We start from the raw sequence: 15,342 nt of genomic DNA, 5'->3' as shown, positions 1-15,342 counted from the left end.
TTACCACAGATTTGTTACGCAGTAGAAAGGCGTTTTTGAGAAAAAAGATATAAAACCGTTGCCACGCGGAAAACGCACCCGCAAAGCCGCTTATATCAAGGCTTTTTCAACCCCTATTGCGTAACAAGGAGCATGAAAAAAGCGGGCAAGAAACGCTTCATTTCTTACTCGCTCTTTTCTGCACCCTGTATGGCAGCTACCCTATTTCAATTTATTGGTTGATACTGTTTTATGAGTAGCTACCAAAGGCGCACACTTTTTTGTTTATCCCTGATTATATTTCTGACCTGCTTTCAGTCTGGACATCGCCCTGGCCAGAGAAGCTTTTGATACGTAGTACTCCTGCATACTCTGCTTCTGGCGCAGCTGTTCTTCTGCCCGCTCTTCTGCTTCTTTTGCCCTTTTTAAGTCGATTTCCTCCGGCTTTTCCACAGATGCTGTCAGCACTGTTACACGATTATTAATCACCTGGGCAAATCCACCGCCCACTACCACCACGTGATTTTCTCCGTCCTCAGTGACAAATCTCATTTCACCGGGAACTACTGCAATCATCATGTCTGAATGGTGGGCCAGAATAGCAAATTCTCCGTCTAAGGTAGGCAGCACCAGGCTGCTTCCTCGTCCGTGGTAAAAGTCCTTGTCACTGGCTATAATACTTAAACCGAATGTATTCATTCTATCACCTGTCTGCTGTCTCAGAAGCTTTTGCCTTTTCTACTACCTCGTCAATAGTTCCTACATTGAAAAATGCATTTTCCGGATACTGGTCCATTTCCCCGTCTACAATCATTTTAAAGCCTCTGATTGTTTCCTTTAAAGGCACATATTTGCCTGGGATACTGGTAAATACCTCTGCCACATGAAAAGGCTGAGATAAAAACCTTTGAATTTTTCTGGCTCTGGAAACTACCAGCTTATCTTCATCTGACAGCTCTTCCATACCTAAAATAGCAATAATATCCTGAAGCTCTTTATATTTCTGAAGGTATTCCTGCACCCTTCCCGCTACCTGGTAATGCTCTTCCCCTACAACGTCAGCTTCCAAAATACGGGAGGAGGATTCCAGCGGATCTACAGCCGGATAAATTCCCTGCTCCACAATCTTTCTGGAAAGTACTGTGGTGGCATCCAGATGGGCAAAGGTGGTGGCCGGAGCCGGGTCTGTCAAATCGTCTGCAGGTACATAAACAGCCTGCACACTTGTTACTGAGCCATTTTTTGTGGATGCAATTCTTTCCTGCAGCTCACCCATTTCAGTAGCCAATGTAGGCTGATACCCTACCGCTGACGGCATACGTCCAAGCAAAGCGGACACCTCAGAGCCTGCCTGAGTAAAACGGAAAATATTGTCTATAAACAAAAGCACATTCTGGTGCTCCTCATCCCTGAAATATTCTGCCATTGTAAGACCTGTCTCAGCCACACGCATACGAGCTCCCGGCGGCTCATTCATCTGGCCGAATACTAAGGCTGTCTTTTCCAGAACGCCTGAGGCCTTCATTTCAGACCAAAGGTCGTTTCCCTCCCTGGAACGCTCTCCTACTCCTGTAAAAATAGAATATCCGCCGTGCTCTGTGGCTATGTTTCTGATTAATTCCTGAATCAGTACTGTTTTTCCCACGCCTGCGCCGCCGAACAGACCAATCTTTCCGCCTTTTGCGTAAGGAGCCAACAAGTCAATAACCTTAATTCCTGTTTCCAAAACCTCCACTACAGGGCTTTGGTCCTCAAAAGAAGGCGGGTCTCTGTGAATAATCCAATGAGGTTCATTCTTTAAATCTTCTCCGCCGTCAATAGTCTCTCCTAAAACGTTAAACAGACGTCCTAATGTTTTATTTCCAACAGGAACCTGTATTCCTGCCCCAGTAGCAGTTACCTCCATGTCTCTGTGCAGCCCTTCACTGGAAGAAAGCATAATACAGCGCACCGTATGATTTCCAATATGCTGGGAAACCTCCATGACGCATGTCTTTCCGTTGTTATCCATTAAAAGAGCATCCTTTATAGACGGCAACTCCTGCTTTTCGTCAAATTCCACATCTACAACAGGTCCCATAACCTGAACTATTTTTCCTTTATTCATAATCTCATTCTCCCACAGATGTGAGGAAACCTCCTTCCTTTCCAGCTACCGCTTCTGCTTTTGAGCCTTTGCTCCAGCCGCGATTTCCGTAATTTCCTGTGTGATAGCTGCCTGCCGCACTCTGTTGTACTGAATGGACAAGTCTCTGAGCATTTCTTTTGCACTGTTTGTGGCAGAATCCATAGCAGTCATTCTGGAGTTTTGTTCACTGGCATAGGATTCTACCAAACAGCCGTATATAATACCGCTTAAATAATTTGGCACAATTCTGTTTAACAGCTCTTCTGCCGACGGTACAAAAGCTATTTCCTCCTGATGAATTTCCACAAGATCCTTCAGATCTCCAAACTTTGCCTTATGAAGGGGAAGCAGCTGCTGTACTTCAGTCTCCATAGAAACAGGATTTACCATTTTTGTATATATAATAGAAACTTCATCCAGCTGTCCGTCTAAATAATTTTCAATCATTCTTTCCGCTATCATTCTGGCTCTGTGCATAGTAGGCTTCTGAACTGTATAGCGGAAGCTGGTGTCTATTTCCATATTCTTTTTGGAGAAATATTGTCTTCCCACTTCTCCCAGGATAAAAAGCTCCACATGGCCGCCCTCTGCCGCCTTAGCCTCTGCCAGTTTAAAAATATTATGGTTGTAGGAGCCGGCCAGCCCTTTATCTCCCGATACAACAATATATCCTTTTTTTCTCTCTTCCTTAGGCTTTTCCAGCCTTTCATCAAAATATCTATGCTCTATATCAGGAATATGTCTTAAAATTCTTCCTATTCCGGCCTGCAGTGCATAGAAATAAGGCTCCGTATCTGCAAGCGCTTTTCTAGCCCGCTTTAACTTAGAAGATGAAATCATATACATAGCATTTGTGATTTTCATTGTATCACAAATACTTTTCATGCGGTTTTGGATTTCTTTTGCATTTGCCATACCGTCACCTGCTTTTTTGCTTAAATTCTTCTGCTGCCTTTACAATTTTTTCTCCCAACTCATCAGAAAGCACTTTTTGCTCCTGAATTTCCTTAATAATCTCAGGATGCTTTGTATCAAAATATGATAACATATTCATCTGGAATTCTTTTACCTTGGAGATATCCACATCCATCATAATTTTATGGGACGCTGTCCACAAAGTTATTACCTGATGGGCAAGACTTAGTGGATGACAAAGTGGTTGCTTTAACAGCTCCATTAAGCATTTTCCGTACTGAAGCTGAGCCTTTGTGGAAGCGTCCAGGTCTGAACTGAACTGGGTAAATACTTCCATCTCCCTATACTGTGCCAGATCAATACGAATACTTCCGCTGGCCTTTTTCATGGCCTTTGTTTGGGCTGCTCCTCCTACTCTGGATACAGAAAGACCTACGTTTACTGCAGGCCTGTTTCCGGAAAAGAACAGATCGCTTTCCAAGAAAATCTGACCGTCAGTAATAGAAATTACATTAGTGGGAATATAGGCGGACACATCTCCTGCCTGGGTTTCAATAATAGGAAGGGCTGTAATAGAACCGCCGCCCTTTTCATCACTTAAACGGCTGGATCTTTCCAAAAGTCTGGAATGCAGATAAAATACGTCTCCCGGATAAGCTTCACGGCCTGGGGAACGCTCCAATAATAAAGATAATGCACGGTAAGCCACCGCGTGCTTAGATAAATCGTCATATACAATCAGTACGTCTTTCCCCTGATACATAAAATACTCTGCCATAGCTGTTCCTGAATAAGGAACAATATACTGCAGAGGCGCGCATTCGCTGGCAGTAGCGCTGAATACAATGGTGTAATCCATAGCGCCGTATTTTTCTAAAGTGGAAACTAGCTTTGCCACAGTAGAGGCCTTCTGTCCAATGGCTACATATACACAGATAACATCCTTGCCCTTTTGATTTAAAATAGTATCTACTGCAATAGAGGTTTTTCCTGTCTGCCTGTCTCCAATAATCAGCTCTCTTTGTCCTCTTCCTATAGGAAACATAGAATCTATAGCCAGAATTCCTGTCTCCATAGGGACTGACACTGATTTTCTGTCAATAATTCCAGGGGCCTCCTCCTCCACCGGGCGGTAATCTCTGGCCTCGATTTCTCCTTTTCCGTCAATTGGAGCTCCCAAAGCGTTTACTACACGTCCAATAAAGTTTTCTCCAACTGGAACTCCGACTTTCTTTCCTGTTCTGTATACCTTTGTACCTTCCTTAATCCCAGCCTCTCCGCCGAACAACAGACAGCCGATTTCATTTCTTCTAATGTCCTGGACCATGCCCTTTAAACCATTTTCAAAGGTCACAATCTCGCCGTACATTGCGTGGTCTATTCCATAAACAGTTGCAATCCCGTCTCCTGTCCAGATTACATTTCCCATTTCTCTGGCTTCTGTCACCATATCATAATTTTCTATTTCTTCTTTCAGAATGGAAATTATTTCTTCTGAATTGATTGCTCCCAACCTGCTTACCTCCCAACTAATTTCTGCTGCAGCTGCAGAATACGGCCTTTCAGGCTCCAGTCTATTTCACTGCTTCCTGTTCTGAGAGTAAATCCTCCCAGCAGTCTTTTATCCTGCTCCATCTGCATATCCACATCATCTGTATGAAATTCTCTGCACAGAAAATCTTTTATGCCCTCCAGCTGTTCCTGTTTTGGAGGCTCTGCGTACGTCATTTTTACTGTAAGAATATGGTTCTTTTCGTTCCAGCATTCTTTATATACTTTTTGTATTTCCTTCAGCTGTCCTAAATCCTGATTCTTACATAGAACCTTAAAAAAATTCCCAAGCTTTCCAGAAAATACCTGATTAATCACTGCTTCCTTTTTTCCCATGGGAACCATAGGATGAGACAAAATTTTGAAAAGCTGGGGGACTTTTTCAAATATTTCTGCAGCCTGCTCCATCTCCTCAGGCTCCACTCCCAGACAAAGCAAAGCCTTTCCATAATTAACTGCCATCTGTGTCATTAGCTTCACCTGCCTGTGCTAAAAATTGATCATAAAGCATCTGGTTTCCCTTCTGACTGCTTCCTCCTGACAATAATTTTTCAGCGGCCAGAACTGCCAGACCGGCAATCTGAGACCTGGTTTCCTCCAAGGTCTTTTCCTGGTCTGCCTTTGCATTATTTCTGGCAGTAGTCAAAATCCGCTCTGCCTCATTGTTTGCTTCTTTCAGCATACGCTCTCTCTCAAGCTTCGCATCAGCCTTAGCTGCCTCAATAATTTTGTCAGACTCATTCTCAGCTGTACTGATTATTTTCTCATAGGATTCCTTCAGCTTCATGGCCTGATTTTCACTGTCTCTGGCCCTGCCCATCTGCTCTTCTATCATAGCCTTCCGTTTTTCCATGATTCCGTTTACTGGCTGAATGAGAAATTTTTTCATTAAAAGATAAAGGACAATCAGATTAATAATGGTAAATATAAGGTTCACGTCTAAACGAAGCACCTTACTCACCTGCCTTTCTCTTTATACTATTATCTTACAAACAGAATCAAAAGTGCGATAACGAAACCATAAATTGCTGTTGCCTCTGCAAGCGCACATCCTAACAGCAGCGCCTTGCTGATTTTTCCCTCTGCCTCAGGCTGTCTTGCAATTGCGTCCACTGCTTTTGATGTTGCCAAACCAATACCGATTCCTGCTCCTGCTCCTGTTAAAACTGCGATACTTGCTCCGATTGCTACTAACATAATCGTTCTCCTTTCTTTTTCCCTTAATTCTTTGATTTTACTTTTTCCTTTTTTTAATCCTCTAATGACTCTTTCATAAAAAGAGCTGTTAAAAATACAAATACATAAGTCTGAATCAGACCGTCAAAAATATCAAAATACATGCTGAACGGAATTGGAAAAATTACCGGCAGCACCATTTTAATCAGCTCCATTACAACAAAGGAACCGATTACATTTCCAAAAAGCCGCATACAAAGAGATACTGGCTTAATAAAAATTTCCAATATGTTAATTGGGGTAATAATTGGAAGGGGTTCGGCAAAGCTTTTCAGCCACCGCTTTAAACCCTTTTTGTGAAAGCCTGAGTATTCAATTAGAAAGATACTCATAATGGCCAGAGCTGCCGTCACATTTAAGTCCTTTGTAGGCGGCTTAAAGCCCAACAGTCCTATTAAATTTGCTATGCCAATATAAAGGGCCACTGTTATCAGGTAGGGAATATATCCCTTTCCGCTTTCTCCCAAAATATCAGTAAAAAAATTATTTAAAAAACTGATTGAAGATTCCAAAGCCAGCTGTTTTCGTCCTGCGTTTTCTACCTTCAGATTTCTTACAAATATCATAGACAGTATTACCATAGCTGCCATAATAATCCATGTTACTACCACGGATTCTGCTACTGGGATTCCCCCCAGCAGAGGAATTGTAAAAGCTGTTTCACACGTTAGCTCTTCTGTAATTTGTGTCGCTATATCTCCCATAAAACACCTTTCCTTTCCAGTATTTTTATTATTTTATCCACAACCCCCTATCTTTATTTTACCTGCCTACATTACTGCTATCACTTCCGTTTGTCAATATTGCCCCTTTTTTAATGATTGTATTAATAAATGTACAATTTTTTATAAACTAAGCATAAATTTTTTCGTTTTTCTCGTTTATTTTTATGAAACTTTTAATCAGTTCTCCTTTCTTTTTTACGTTATTTTTACACCACGATTAAAATTTTTCTAAAAAATATTCAGTAATTTTTTTGTTTTTTGTAACCTTAATAATAAACAGGCAAAAGAGGCCACAGTTAAATAATTAGTTTTGCCTTCTGATTATTTAACCTTAGCCTCTTAAAAATTATTATGCAATTATATGGCTTATGAGTATATACTTCAAATTGCTAAGCCTGTTTCTTTATCAAATAAATGAATTCTCCTGCTGTTCACATATAAATTTATCTCATCCCCTACTCTGACTTCTGTCTGAGGGCTGACTCTGGCTACCATTTCATTTTCTCCTAAGGTAAAGTAAATATACGCCTCTGCCCCGGCCAGCTCATATACATCTACCTTTGCCTTCATTACCATGTCATTCTCACTTCTGCCTTCACATAAATCCTCCGGCCTGATACCAATAACTACAGACTTTTCTTCATACATTTTAAGCAGCTTCTCAGATTTTTCCTCTGGAAGTAAAATCCTGCTGCCGCAGAATAACAGCTCCGCCCGCTTCTCCTTCTCTTTGCTTCTCAGGCAGACTGCCTCCAAAATATTCATTCTGGGGGAACCTATAAATCCTGCCACAAACAAATTAGCCGGCGCGTCATACAAATTTTTCGGCGTACCAATCTGCTGTACAATCCCATCCTTCATCACTACAATTCTGGTGCCTAAAGTCATAGCCTCTGTCTGATCGTGGGTTACATAAATCATAGTAGCCCCCAGCCTTTGGTGAAGCTTTGAAATTTCCGCTCTCATCTGGACTCTTAGCTTGGCGTCCAAATTAGATAAGGGCTCGTCCATTAAAAACACTTTTGGATTTCTTACAATAGCCCGACCCATTGCCACTCTTTGACGTTGACCGCCGGAAAGGGCCTTAGGCTTCCTCCTAAGTAAGTCCTCCAGCCCTAAAATCCCTGCCGCTTCTTTTACCTTTTGATCAATAACTGCTTTAGGCAGCTTTCTTAGCTTTAGGGCAAAAGCCATATTTTCATATACAGTCATATGGGGATACAAGGCGTAGTTCTGGAACACCATGGCAATATCCCTTTCTTTTGGCTCTACATGATTTACCAGCTTTCCGTCTATGTACAGCTCCCCTGCAGAAATCTGTTCCAGCCCTGCAATCATTCTCAATGTAGTGGATTTGCCGCAGCTGGAGGGCCCTACAAAAATAATAAATTCCTTGTCCTTAATTTCCATATTAAAATCTTTTACTGCCTGAAATCTATTTGCATAAGATTTGCAGATTCCATTTAAAACAATATCAGCCATACTTTCCTCCCTCTTTCTGCCTATTACAAAGCCGGAGTTCTGTTTACTGCCTTAGAATACAGGTAAGAAAACGGCTTATTTCCGGCGCAGTAACACCCATGGGGGACGAAAGCCCCAACCCAGAGAAAATCATCTTTTTTAATTAAGGTCCATGTATCGCTTAACATATAACTGGCAGAGCCTTCCAAACAATAAAGCCCGTGTTCCTGAAAATGACATTCTAAAAATGTGTGGCCGGCTCCAGGGTAAAAGGTAATAATACTCATCTGAATATCATAGGACAGCTTATCCGGGATTAATTCTCTAATCACATTATTGTCCTTTCCGTCACACTTTTCCGGCTTTACCTGGTCTCCTTTGCCAAAAAGTACAGGCGGCGCCTCCACTCCATCCAGAAAAATATAACGCCGTGTCTGAAGCAGCAGCTTCACTGTTTTCTCTGAGTGATTTATAAATTCCACTCCCACGCCTGGAGGCGCGGATAAATAATCGTGAGCCTGCGCCTCATATGTATTTTTGCCGCAGCTAAGCTTTACATTTCCCTCCAGCACAAAAACAAATACTTCTATTCCTTCCTCCCCGGCAAACACCTGATTTGTGCCGCAGCCAGGTTCTGCATAAACAAGATATTGAACAAAATCAGCTCCCAGCTCTTTAGCTGCCAAAATATATACGCTGCAGGAAACCATTTCCGGGATTCTGTTTGTCACAGGTCCCAAAAGCGGCACTAAAGCATAAGAACCTTTTTTCACCTTTGCTCTAGTTGTAAGAATCTCTTCCTGATCTATTTTATATTCCATTATTATTTATCCTTTCACTGCTCCTGACATCATTCCTCCGATAATCCTTTTCTGCATAAATACATATAAAATCATAATGGGCAGCATTCCCATTAAAAACGAGGCAAATACCAGAGAATAATTCGTTACGTTTTCTCCCTTAAATACATACTGGAAAAGCTGAAGCGTATAATAATCCGGCTTTGTCAGCACAAGACTTGGCATTAAATAATCATTCCACATCCACAAACCGTTTTTAATTAAAATTGTGGCTGTCATAGGCCTTAAAAGAGGGCGCACAATTTTAAAATAAATCTGAGCCGTGCTGGCTCCGTCTATGTAAGCCGCTTCCTCTAAATCAGGGGAAATAGAGCCAAAATATCCTACGTACAAAAACAATCCTTCACATGTAGAGCCGACTAAATATAAACAAACTAATCCAACTGGATTCATCAGACCTAATGTGTTCATTAGCTTTACCATAGGCATCATTCTCACCTGAAACGGTATAAAAATGCCTGCCACCATAAAGTAAAATAGAAACTTATAAAACCTGCTGGTTTTCATATTTCTGGCAATGGGGTATGCGGCCATAGGAAGGATTAAGGACATTCCCAAAAGTCCTGCTCCAGTAACAAAAACCGAGTTAAATAAGGAGCTGAAATAATTGCCTTTTCCCATGACTTCCTTAAAATTGTCCAGCCTGAATCCGGAAGGCAGGGCAAAGAAGCTGCGGGCTATTTCTGCATTTGATTTAAAAGCTGTAATCACTGTTAAATATAAAGGAAATATAATTGTAATTATCCCTATAATTAAACAGCAGGCAGCAATAACATCTCCTTTGTTTTTCCTGATCAATCGTACACCTTCTTTCTGTTTGTCAGACTGATCTGCAAAATAGAAACTGCAATAATCACAATAGCCACTGTTATTGCCTGAGATATTGCATAGCTAAATTTTAGTTCCTCAAATCCCTGCTTAAATAACAGCATAGTAATACTTTCCGTGGCTCCCGCCGGCCCTCCTGTAGTAAGCGCCAGCACATAATCATAAACCATCAGGCCGTCTTTCAAAACCAATACCAGAATCATACTGATCACAGGCAGCAAAAACGGAATTGTAATATACCTGAACACCTGAAAAGCTGAGGCGCCGTCTAAAGCAGCTGCCTCCTTCAGCTCCTCAGGAACTGTCTGAAGGCCGGCAATTACTAAAACTGTAGGGATGGCCACTCCCTGCCATATGTGGGTAATTAAAATGCCATACATGGCAGTGTTGGGGGATGCCAGAATATTTTTCTTCAGAAATGTAATGTGCAGCAATTCTCCCAGCTCTGGCAGCACATTTCCATAAATCTGGTTGAAAATCAGTCCTGTTGTAATTAAACTGATTACTGCCGGGAAAAAGTATGCCGCCCTAAAAAAGGATTTTCCCCATATTTTCTGATTTAACAGCAAACCTAAAATAATACTCAGCGCCAGAATGCAGACAATGAGAATAAAAGCATATTTTATGTTAAAACGGATTGCCCTGAGAAAACGCTGGTCAGTAAACATTTTCTTATAGTTCTGAAAACCAATAAATGAATATTTTCTTGTAATCCCATTCCAGTTTGTAAAGCTGTAGTAAATTCCTATCAGAATAGGCAGTACTAAGAAAAAGCTGTAGAACAGCAGGCTTGGCGCCACAAACACGGCGTGAGTAAGCTGCTTTTTTTTCATTTTAAATCCTGCCATTTTAAAATTTCTCCTTTATTACTGGTTCTGGTAACATTCCTTTGTTACTTGATCAATATTATCCAAAAACTGATCAATATTCTTGTCCATAATCAGCTGCTGACACTGCACTGCAATTTCGTTTCTTAATGCAGGAGGCCACACGTTACTTGGCATACTTGCAAATTCTCCTCCATCAATCGCGTCTGTAATTGGCTTTAATTCAGCCGCCTCCAATGTAACTCCCTGGATTAAATTAGGATTTTTATCTGCATCACAGTACTTTTGGGCCACCTCAGGAGATGCAAAATAGCGGACAAATTCTAAAGCTTCCTTCTGCACCTTAGAAGATGCAGATATAGAAAGGGCTGTGTCTACAGAACCACAAGGGAAGGCCTTCACCCCTTCTACAATTTCCGGGAAGAACATACAGCCGATTTCATTTTCAGGATTTAGGCTCTGCACTAAGGCTAAATCATAAGTTCCGCCTACAAACATTGCCGCCTCCCCGTTGGCAAAAGCATTTTTCATATCATCTGCTGACATTCCAAGAGAATTTCCGTTTGTATAGTCCCTGATTTTCAAATAGGTCTCCACAAATTTTCTTACTTCCGGGTAATCCTTATAGGACGCCTCCCCTGCCGCTACCTTTTCACTGATTTTATAAAATTCGTGATCTACATTGGCCCCTGCCATCCGGTCAAAAAACATACCTACCAGCTGAATGTCCTTGTCCCCACATGCAAAGGGGGTAATTCCTGCTGCCTGCAGCTTGTCACAGGCCTGCCATAACTCCTCTACAGTTTTAGGCTCCGTAATATTATTTTCCTCAAACATTTTTTTGTTGTAAAACGTTACATTTGAGTTTATGGTTACAGAAATAGCATAGTCTTTTCCATCATTTTGAGTCAGCTGTCTGATGTTGTCATTTCCTCTGTCTGTAAAATCCTGGTCTGATAAATCTAACAGCAAGCCTTCTGTCATCATATTCTGGAATAATGTCTGCTGAGGCCATGTGGCCACCACGTCCGGAATATCATTAGTGGAAATTCTGGAAAGCATCTGCTCCTTTGTTCCGCTTTGCATAATAATCTTAACGTCCGGATTTTCTTTCATATAATCCTCAGCAATCTGGTTTAAAATATCAATGTTCTCATTTTTCATAAACATAATATCCAGCTCAATCTGCTCAGCTGATTGAGAAGCTTCTCCCCCGTCCTCTCCTTTTGAGCATCCTATTACTGCCGCCGCCCACAAGGCTGCTAAAGATACTGCCCAGACTTTTCTAAAATTTTTGTTCATGTAAATACCTCCCCTTTTGCTTTTTATGTGTTTAGTATAATCTTTCTATTTTCCCTAAAAAATAGCCGGAAAACACTTCTGTTGCCATTTTCAAACGTCTTACCGTATTTTCACATAAAACCCTGGCATTTTAAATTGTTTTTTCTTTTTTCGTCATTTAAATAAAACAAAATACATATCATCAGGAGGTTTCTATGACCCGGCTTTCTATTCACAAAAAAATCCTGCTTCTGATTTCTTTGCAGACATTAATCATAGCAACCTTTTTTCTCTATTCCACTGCCAATATTTTCCAAAATAAATTCAAAGATTGTCTCTCTCAAAACAATTATATTGGCTCTACTATGGTTTCTGATTTCTCCATACGCACAGAAACAGGAAAAGATATTTCTGCTTTCCCTGTAATTCAAATTCCAGGCTCCTCCCAGGATATTGTTTACCAGGCTCTTTCCCAAAATACCTTTCTGTCTAATTATGGAGTAAATAAGACTATAGCGGACACTGTGATTCCTTACATTAACAGCAGCAAATTCATCCACGGCATCAGCATATATGATTTATCAGGGACAGGTATTTACTGTGAATCTAATAAATTTACTTATTTTTTGTATAATACAAATCCTGAAAAAACCTGGTTTCAGCAGACTATGAATGGAAACGGCAGCGCCCTGATTTTTCCCTCAGAATCCTTATCCTCGGCAATTATGATGGATTCCTACACACCTTGTTATTATATTGCCCGGGCAGTAATGAATGTGGAGCGATACAGACCTGTAGGCATTGTAGTCATCAGCATGAGTATTTCTGATTTGGACGAATATTTTTCCACTGTGCGCCAGTTTTCCAACCAAAAGCTTTCTCTTTTATATGAAAATCAAAAAATATCCGGGAATTTAGAAGCTGATAATGAAATTTTAAAAACACTGGAGAACTCTGACCTTTCCTACACAATAAAAAAAGAGCCTGACGGCCTTACCCTGTACCAGCTTTCAAAAAGCGGTTCCTACCAGGTTTTGGTCTCTACTCCACTGTCTAATATATGGAATTCTATTTCCCATATTAATATTTTATTTTTTATACTATTAGGCTGCCTTTTACTTTTTACTATTATATTTTTTTACTTGATTCTCCGCAGCATTCACAGACCTATTTCCAGACTGGCAGAGGCCTGCGACCAGTTAAAGCTAGATTATTTCCCCATTGTGTCAGATAAAGGATTATCTCCTGAGCTTTACACCTTATCCACCTCCTTTAACCATATGAGTAAGAGGATTGAGTACCTTATAAACAAAATTTTAAAAAAGGATATTTTTGAGCGGGACTTGGAGCTTCAGCTTCTCAGAACCCAAATCAATCCTCATTATTTATATAACACTTTAGAATGTATGCGCATGGAAGCTTACATTAAAGAAGATTTTAAGGTTTCTGAAATGGCTCAGCTGCTAGGCAGAAATCTGCAGTACGGGCTTAGGGACACTGGGGCGGAGGTTCCTCTTTCTCAGGAATTATCTCATTTGCAGGAATCTCAGCTGAAGGCTTTAAATGACCAGCTAAATGATTCCTCCTTATCTACCCCGTCTATTGGATTAAAAAATATAAACCGCAGACTTTCTCTATATTACGGAGAAGCCTACGGCTTAAAAATTCACAGTGTTTACAGTATTGGAACTACTATTACAGTTTCTATTCCTGCAAAATTGTAAGACATAGAATAAAATGATTTTCAAAGGAATGATAAATTATGTTTCATTTACTTATTGCAGATGATGATATTACAATTTTGGAAGGTCTTTCAAAGTTTATTAATTTAAGCTTTCCTGAGACTTTTCAAATTCACCTGGCTGAAAACGGCATTCAGGCGCTGGATGTTTTAAAACAAAATTCTGTACATATCTGCCTTTCAGACATAAAAATGCCTATGCTGGACGGTATTAAGCTGTCCTCCCTTTTAAGCAAAACAAATTATGGATGTAAACTCTTAATATTAAGCGGATACGACGACTATCCATTTATCCGCAGCGCCTTAAAATCCGGCGCCTGCGACTACTTATTAAAACCTGTTAATTTTTCTCTCTTGTTTGACGCTATAAATGAAATTATCAGCAATCCTTTATTTCCGCCTGAAATAAGGCCGGAAAATTTAAGGTCTAACAGCGTGGGGCAGTATTTATCCGGGGCAGCTGAAAATCAGCCTGAATTTTACGATATTCCTTTAGTCAGCAACCCGTTTATTAACCGCTCAATTCTCCAGGAACATTTAGAGCAATGTAGAAATTATATTATTAATCTGGAAACTGACAAGGTTACTGCGGCCCTAAATCAATTTTTCCGCCGCCTTCACCCTTCTGTAATTACCAGAGATGAGGTGCGGGATTTATTAAGCCAGTTTATTTATAATCTTATGCACAAAAATTCCGGTATGATTAAAATTATATCCACATATAAGCTGACTGACCTGGATATTTTAAGCTGTATTAAAAATATGCCCACCTTATCCCAGCTGCAGAAAAGATTTGTTCAGATTATATTAATTTATATGGAAAAGCTGGAAGAAAATATCTCCCAGCATGATACGGCTTTAGTAAAAAAAGCTGTAAATTATATAGAGAATAATTATGCCTGTCAAATGATGCTGGAGGATATAGCCGCTCAATTTCATCTTCATCCCAATTACTTCAGCCGTCTTTTTAAACAGCAGACAGGCATTACGTTCCGGGACTATTTAAGAAACCTGCGTATCCGGCAGGCTAAGCTTCTTTTGGCAGATCCTAGTCAAAAGATCAGCTGCATAGCGGAAGCTGTCGGATATAAAGACACAGCTCATTTTATCAGGGCTTTTAAAGACATTACAGGGACAACGCCTTCTGTATACAGAAAAACATTACTTTCTGGATGAAACCATGCGGCAGAAGATTACTGCCGCCAGGGTGCTGACTGCAGAAGCGGCTAAAGCCGGCCCTATAACTGCAGTGGGCTCCACGCTGCCGTACTGGGCCCTGTAGGCAATCATATTAATAGGAATCAGCTGAAGGGAGGAAATATTAATAATTAAAAATGTACACATTTCATCGCTGGCTGTTCCGGGAGGATAAAAAGGTTCTTTATTTTTTTCTCTTTCCTCCTCCAACTTCTCCAGCTCTTCCATAGCCCGGATTCCCGCCGGGGTGGCGGCCATCCCCACTCCCAGCATATTAGCGATCATATTTACGGAAATTTCTTTCATAGCCGGATGGTCATCTGGTATTTTGGGAAATAAAAACCGAAACACCGGCTTCATTTTTCTGGACAAGCTTTCAATCAGACCGGCGCTGCTTCCCACTTCCAAAATACCGTTCCAAAACGCCATAATGCCCAGCATGGAAATTCCCAGTGTAACAGCTTCTTTGGCAGAATCTAAAACAGCCTCAGTTACTAAATTTAAATTTCCGTGGAAAGCTCCCCACACGATTCCCAATAAAATCATTGCAGCCCACAAATAGTTCAGCATACGCTCTCCTTCATCTATGTCTTCCTTTACATTTAAATGTACA

General features: G+C 40.7%; 16 protein-coding genes. 2 read left to right on the top strand and 14 right to left on the bottom strand.

The features are described 5' to 3' along the window. Positions 1–264: 264 nt before the first annotated feature. The 13 genes from atpC to C1A07_RS08890 all read right to left on the bottom strand — a co-directional run bounded on the left by atpC (position 265) and on the right by C1A07_RS08890 (position 11,812). A complete protein-coding gene (gene atpC / locus C1A07_RS08950; protein ID WP_101876801.1) occupies positions 265–678 on the bottom strand; it encodes an ATP synthase F1 subunit epsilon in 414 nt (137 codons plus the stop codon). 4 nt (positions 679–682) lie between these two features. Continuing rightward, a complete protein-coding gene (gene atpD / locus C1A07_RS08945; protein WP_101876800.1) occupies positions 683–2,086 on the bottom strand; it encodes a F0F1 ATP synthase subunit beta in 1,404 nt (467 codons plus the stop codon). 45 nt (positions 2,087–2,131) lie between these two features. Beyond that, positions 2,132–3,022, bottom strand: a complete 891-nt coding sequence (gene atpG, locus C1A07_RS08940; protein ID WP_101876799.1) for an ATP synthase F1 subunit gamma — start codon at positions 3,020–3,022, stop codon at positions 2,132–2,134. Between the two features lie 4 nt (positions 3,023–3,026). Beyond that, positions 3,027–4,535, bottom strand: a complete 1,509-nt coding sequence (gene atpA, locus C1A07_RS08935) for a F0F1 ATP synthase subunit alpha (protein ID WP_101876798.1) — start codon at positions 4,533–4,535, stop codon at positions 3,027–3,029. A gap of 5 nt (positions 4,536–4,540) precedes the next feature. Then, the gene (gene atpH / locus C1A07_RS08930) at positions 4,541–5,044 is read right to left on the bottom strand and encodes an ATP synthase F1 subunit delta (RefSeq protein ID WP_101876797.1); all 504 of its coding nucleotides are present in this window, start codon (positions 5,042–5,044) and stop codon (positions 4,541–4,543) included. After that, positions 5,025–5,534 carry a F0F1 ATP synthase subunit B gene (gene atpF, locus C1A07_RS08925; protein ID WP_242972287.1) on the bottom strand — a complete coding sequence of 170 codons (510 nt, stop codon included), beginning with the start codon at positions 5,532–5,534 and terminating at the stop codon, positions 5,025–5,027. The genes atpH and atpF overlap by 20 nt, the downstream gene beginning before the upstream one ends. A 20-nt stretch (positions 5,535–5,554) precedes the next feature. Next, positions 5,555–5,770 carry an ATP synthase F0 subunit C gene (atpE, locus tag C1A07_RS08920; protein ID WP_101876796.1) on the bottom strand — a complete coding sequence of 72 codons (216 nt, stop codon included), beginning with the start codon at positions 5,768–5,770 and terminating at the stop codon, positions 5,555–5,557. A gap of 53 nt (positions 5,771–5,823) precedes the next feature. Then, positions 5,824–6,513, bottom strand: a complete 690-nt coding sequence (locus C1A07_RS08915) for a F0F1 ATP synthase subunit A (protein ID WP_101876795.1) — start codon at positions 6,511–6,513, stop codon at positions 5,824–5,826. Between the two features lie 402 nt (positions 6,514–6,915). Continuing rightward, positions 6,916–8,016, bottom strand: coding sequence for an ABC transporter ATP-binding protein (locus tag C1A07_RS08910; protein ID WP_101876794.1), 1,101 nt, complete (start codon positions 8,014–8,016; stop codon positions 6,916–6,918). 23 nt (positions 8,017–8,039) lie between these two features. Continuing rightward, positions 8,040–8,816 carry a (S)-ureidoglycine aminohydrolase gene (gene allE / locus C1A07_RS08905; protein WP_101876793.1) on the bottom strand — a complete coding sequence of 259 codons (777 nt, stop codon included), beginning with the start codon at positions 8,814–8,816 and terminating at the stop codon, positions 8,040–8,042. A gap of 6 nt (positions 8,817–8,822) precedes the next feature. Continuing rightward, entirely contained in the window at positions 8,823–9,653 is an 831-nt protein-coding gene (locus tag C1A07_RS08900) for a carbohydrate ABC transporter permease (RefSeq protein WP_242972286.1), read from the bottom strand. Further along, positions 9,650–10,531, bottom strand: coding sequence for a carbohydrate ABC transporter permease (locus C1A07_RS08895; RefSeq protein WP_101876792.1), 882 nt, complete (start codon positions 10,529–10,531; stop codon positions 9,650–9,652). Before C1A07_RS08895 ends, C1A07_RS08900 begins: the two co-directional genes overlap by 4 nt. Before the next feature lie 18 nt (positions 10,532–10,549). Then, on the bottom strand, positions 10,550–11,812 hold the full coding sequence (locus C1A07_RS08890) for an ABC transporter substrate-binding protein (protein ID WP_101876791.1): 1,263 nt from the start codon (positions 11,810–11,812) through the stop codon (positions 10,550–10,552). 194 nt (positions 11,813–12,006) lie between these two features. Between C1A07_RS08890 and C1A07_RS08885 the strand changes: the two genes are divergently transcribed. Together C1A07_RS08885 and C1A07_RS08880 are read left to right on the top strand one after the other, a co-directional pair. Next, the gene (locus C1A07_RS08885) at positions 12,007–13,515 is read left to right on the top strand and encodes a sensor histidine kinase (RefSeq protein WP_101876790.1); all 1,509 of its coding nucleotides are present in this window, start codon (positions 12,007–12,009) and stop codon (positions 13,513–13,515) included. Between the two features lie 38 nt (positions 13,516–13,553). Next, positions 13,554–14,708 (top strand): helix-turn-helix domain-containing protein, encoded by a 1,155-nt coding sequence (locus C1A07_RS08880; protein ID WP_101876789.1) that lies wholly within the window; start codon positions 13,554–13,556, stop codon positions 14,706–14,708. On the opposite strand, the gene C1A07_RS08875 is transcribed toward C1A07_RS08880, so the two are convergent. Next, on the bottom strand, positions 14,694–15,299 hold the full coding sequence (locus C1A07_RS08875; protein WP_101876788.1) for a nucleoside recognition domain-containing protein: 606 nt from the start codon (positions 15,297–15,299) through the stop codon (positions 14,694–14,696). The two genes, C1A07_RS08880 and C1A07_RS08875, sit on opposite strands and share 15 nt — an antisense overlap. Between the last annotated feature and the right edge of the window lie 43 nt (positions 15,300–15,342).

Source organism: Lachnoclostridium edouardi (genome assembly GCF_900240245.1).
In the GTDB taxonomy this organism is placed as follows: Bacteria; Bacillota; Clostridia; order Lachnospirales; family Lachnospiraceae; genus Lachnoclostridium_A; species Lachnoclostridium_A edouardi.
The sequence above is the reverse complement of the archived record's forward strand: the minus strand, read 5'-3'. Positions and strand labels throughout refer to the sequence as shown.

What these genes read in the sequence shown, in the direction of transcription:
- allE (WP_101876793.1), bottom strand. Translation starts at nt 8,816, where the DNA reads ATGGAATATAAAATAGATCAGGAAGAGATTCTTACAACTAGAGCAAAG.
- atpG (WP_101876799.1), bottom strand. Translation starts at nt 3,022, where the DNA reads ATGGCAAATGCAAAAGAAATCCAAAACCGCATGAAAAGTATTTGTGAT.
- C1A07_RS08890 (WP_101876791.1), bottom strand. Translation starts at nt 11,812, where the DNA reads ATGAACAAAAATTTTAGAAAAGTCTGGGCAGTATCTTTAGCAGCCTTG.
- C1A07_RS08885 (WP_101876790.1), top strand. Translation starts at nt 12,007, where the DNA reads ATGACCCGGCTTTCTATTCACAAAAAAATCCTGCTTCTGATTTCTTTG.
- atpC (WP_101876801.1), bottom strand. Translation starts at nt 678, where the DNA reads ATGAATACATTCGGTTTAAGTATTATAGCCAGTGACAAGGACTTTTAC.
- C1A07_RS08875 (WP_101876788.1), bottom strand. Translation starts at nt 15,299, where the DNA reads ATGCTGAACTATTTGTGGGCTGCAATGATTTTATTGGGAATCGTGTGG.
- atpH (WP_101876797.1), bottom strand. Translation starts at nt 5,044, where the DNA reads ATGACACAGATGGCAGTTAATTATGGAAAGGCTTTGCTTTGTCTGGGA.
- C1A07_RS08880 (WP_101876789.1), top strand. Translation starts at nt 13,554, where the DNA reads ATGTTTCATTTACTTATTGCAGATGATGATATTACAATTTTGGAAGGT.
- C1A07_RS08910 (WP_101876794.1), bottom strand. Translation starts at nt 8,016, where the DNA reads ATGGCTGATATTGTTTTAAATGGAATCTGCAAATCTTATGCAAATAGA.
- atpE (WP_101876796.1), bottom strand. Translation starts at nt 5,770, where the DNA reads ATGTTAGTAGCAATCGGAGCAAGTATCGCAGTTTTAACAGGAGCAGGA.
- atpD (WP_101876800.1), bottom strand. Translation starts at nt 2,086, where the DNA reads ATGAATAAAGGAAAAATAGTTCAGGTTATGGGACCTGTTGTAGATGTG.
- C1A07_RS08915 (WP_101876795.1), bottom strand. Translation starts at nt 6,513, where the DNA reads ATGGGAGATATAGCGACACAAATTACAGAAGAGCTAACGTGTGAAACA.
- C1A07_RS08895 (WP_101876792.1), bottom strand. Translation starts at nt 10,531, where the DNA reads ATGGCAGGATTTAAAATGAAAAAAAAGCAGCTTACTCACGCCGTGTTT.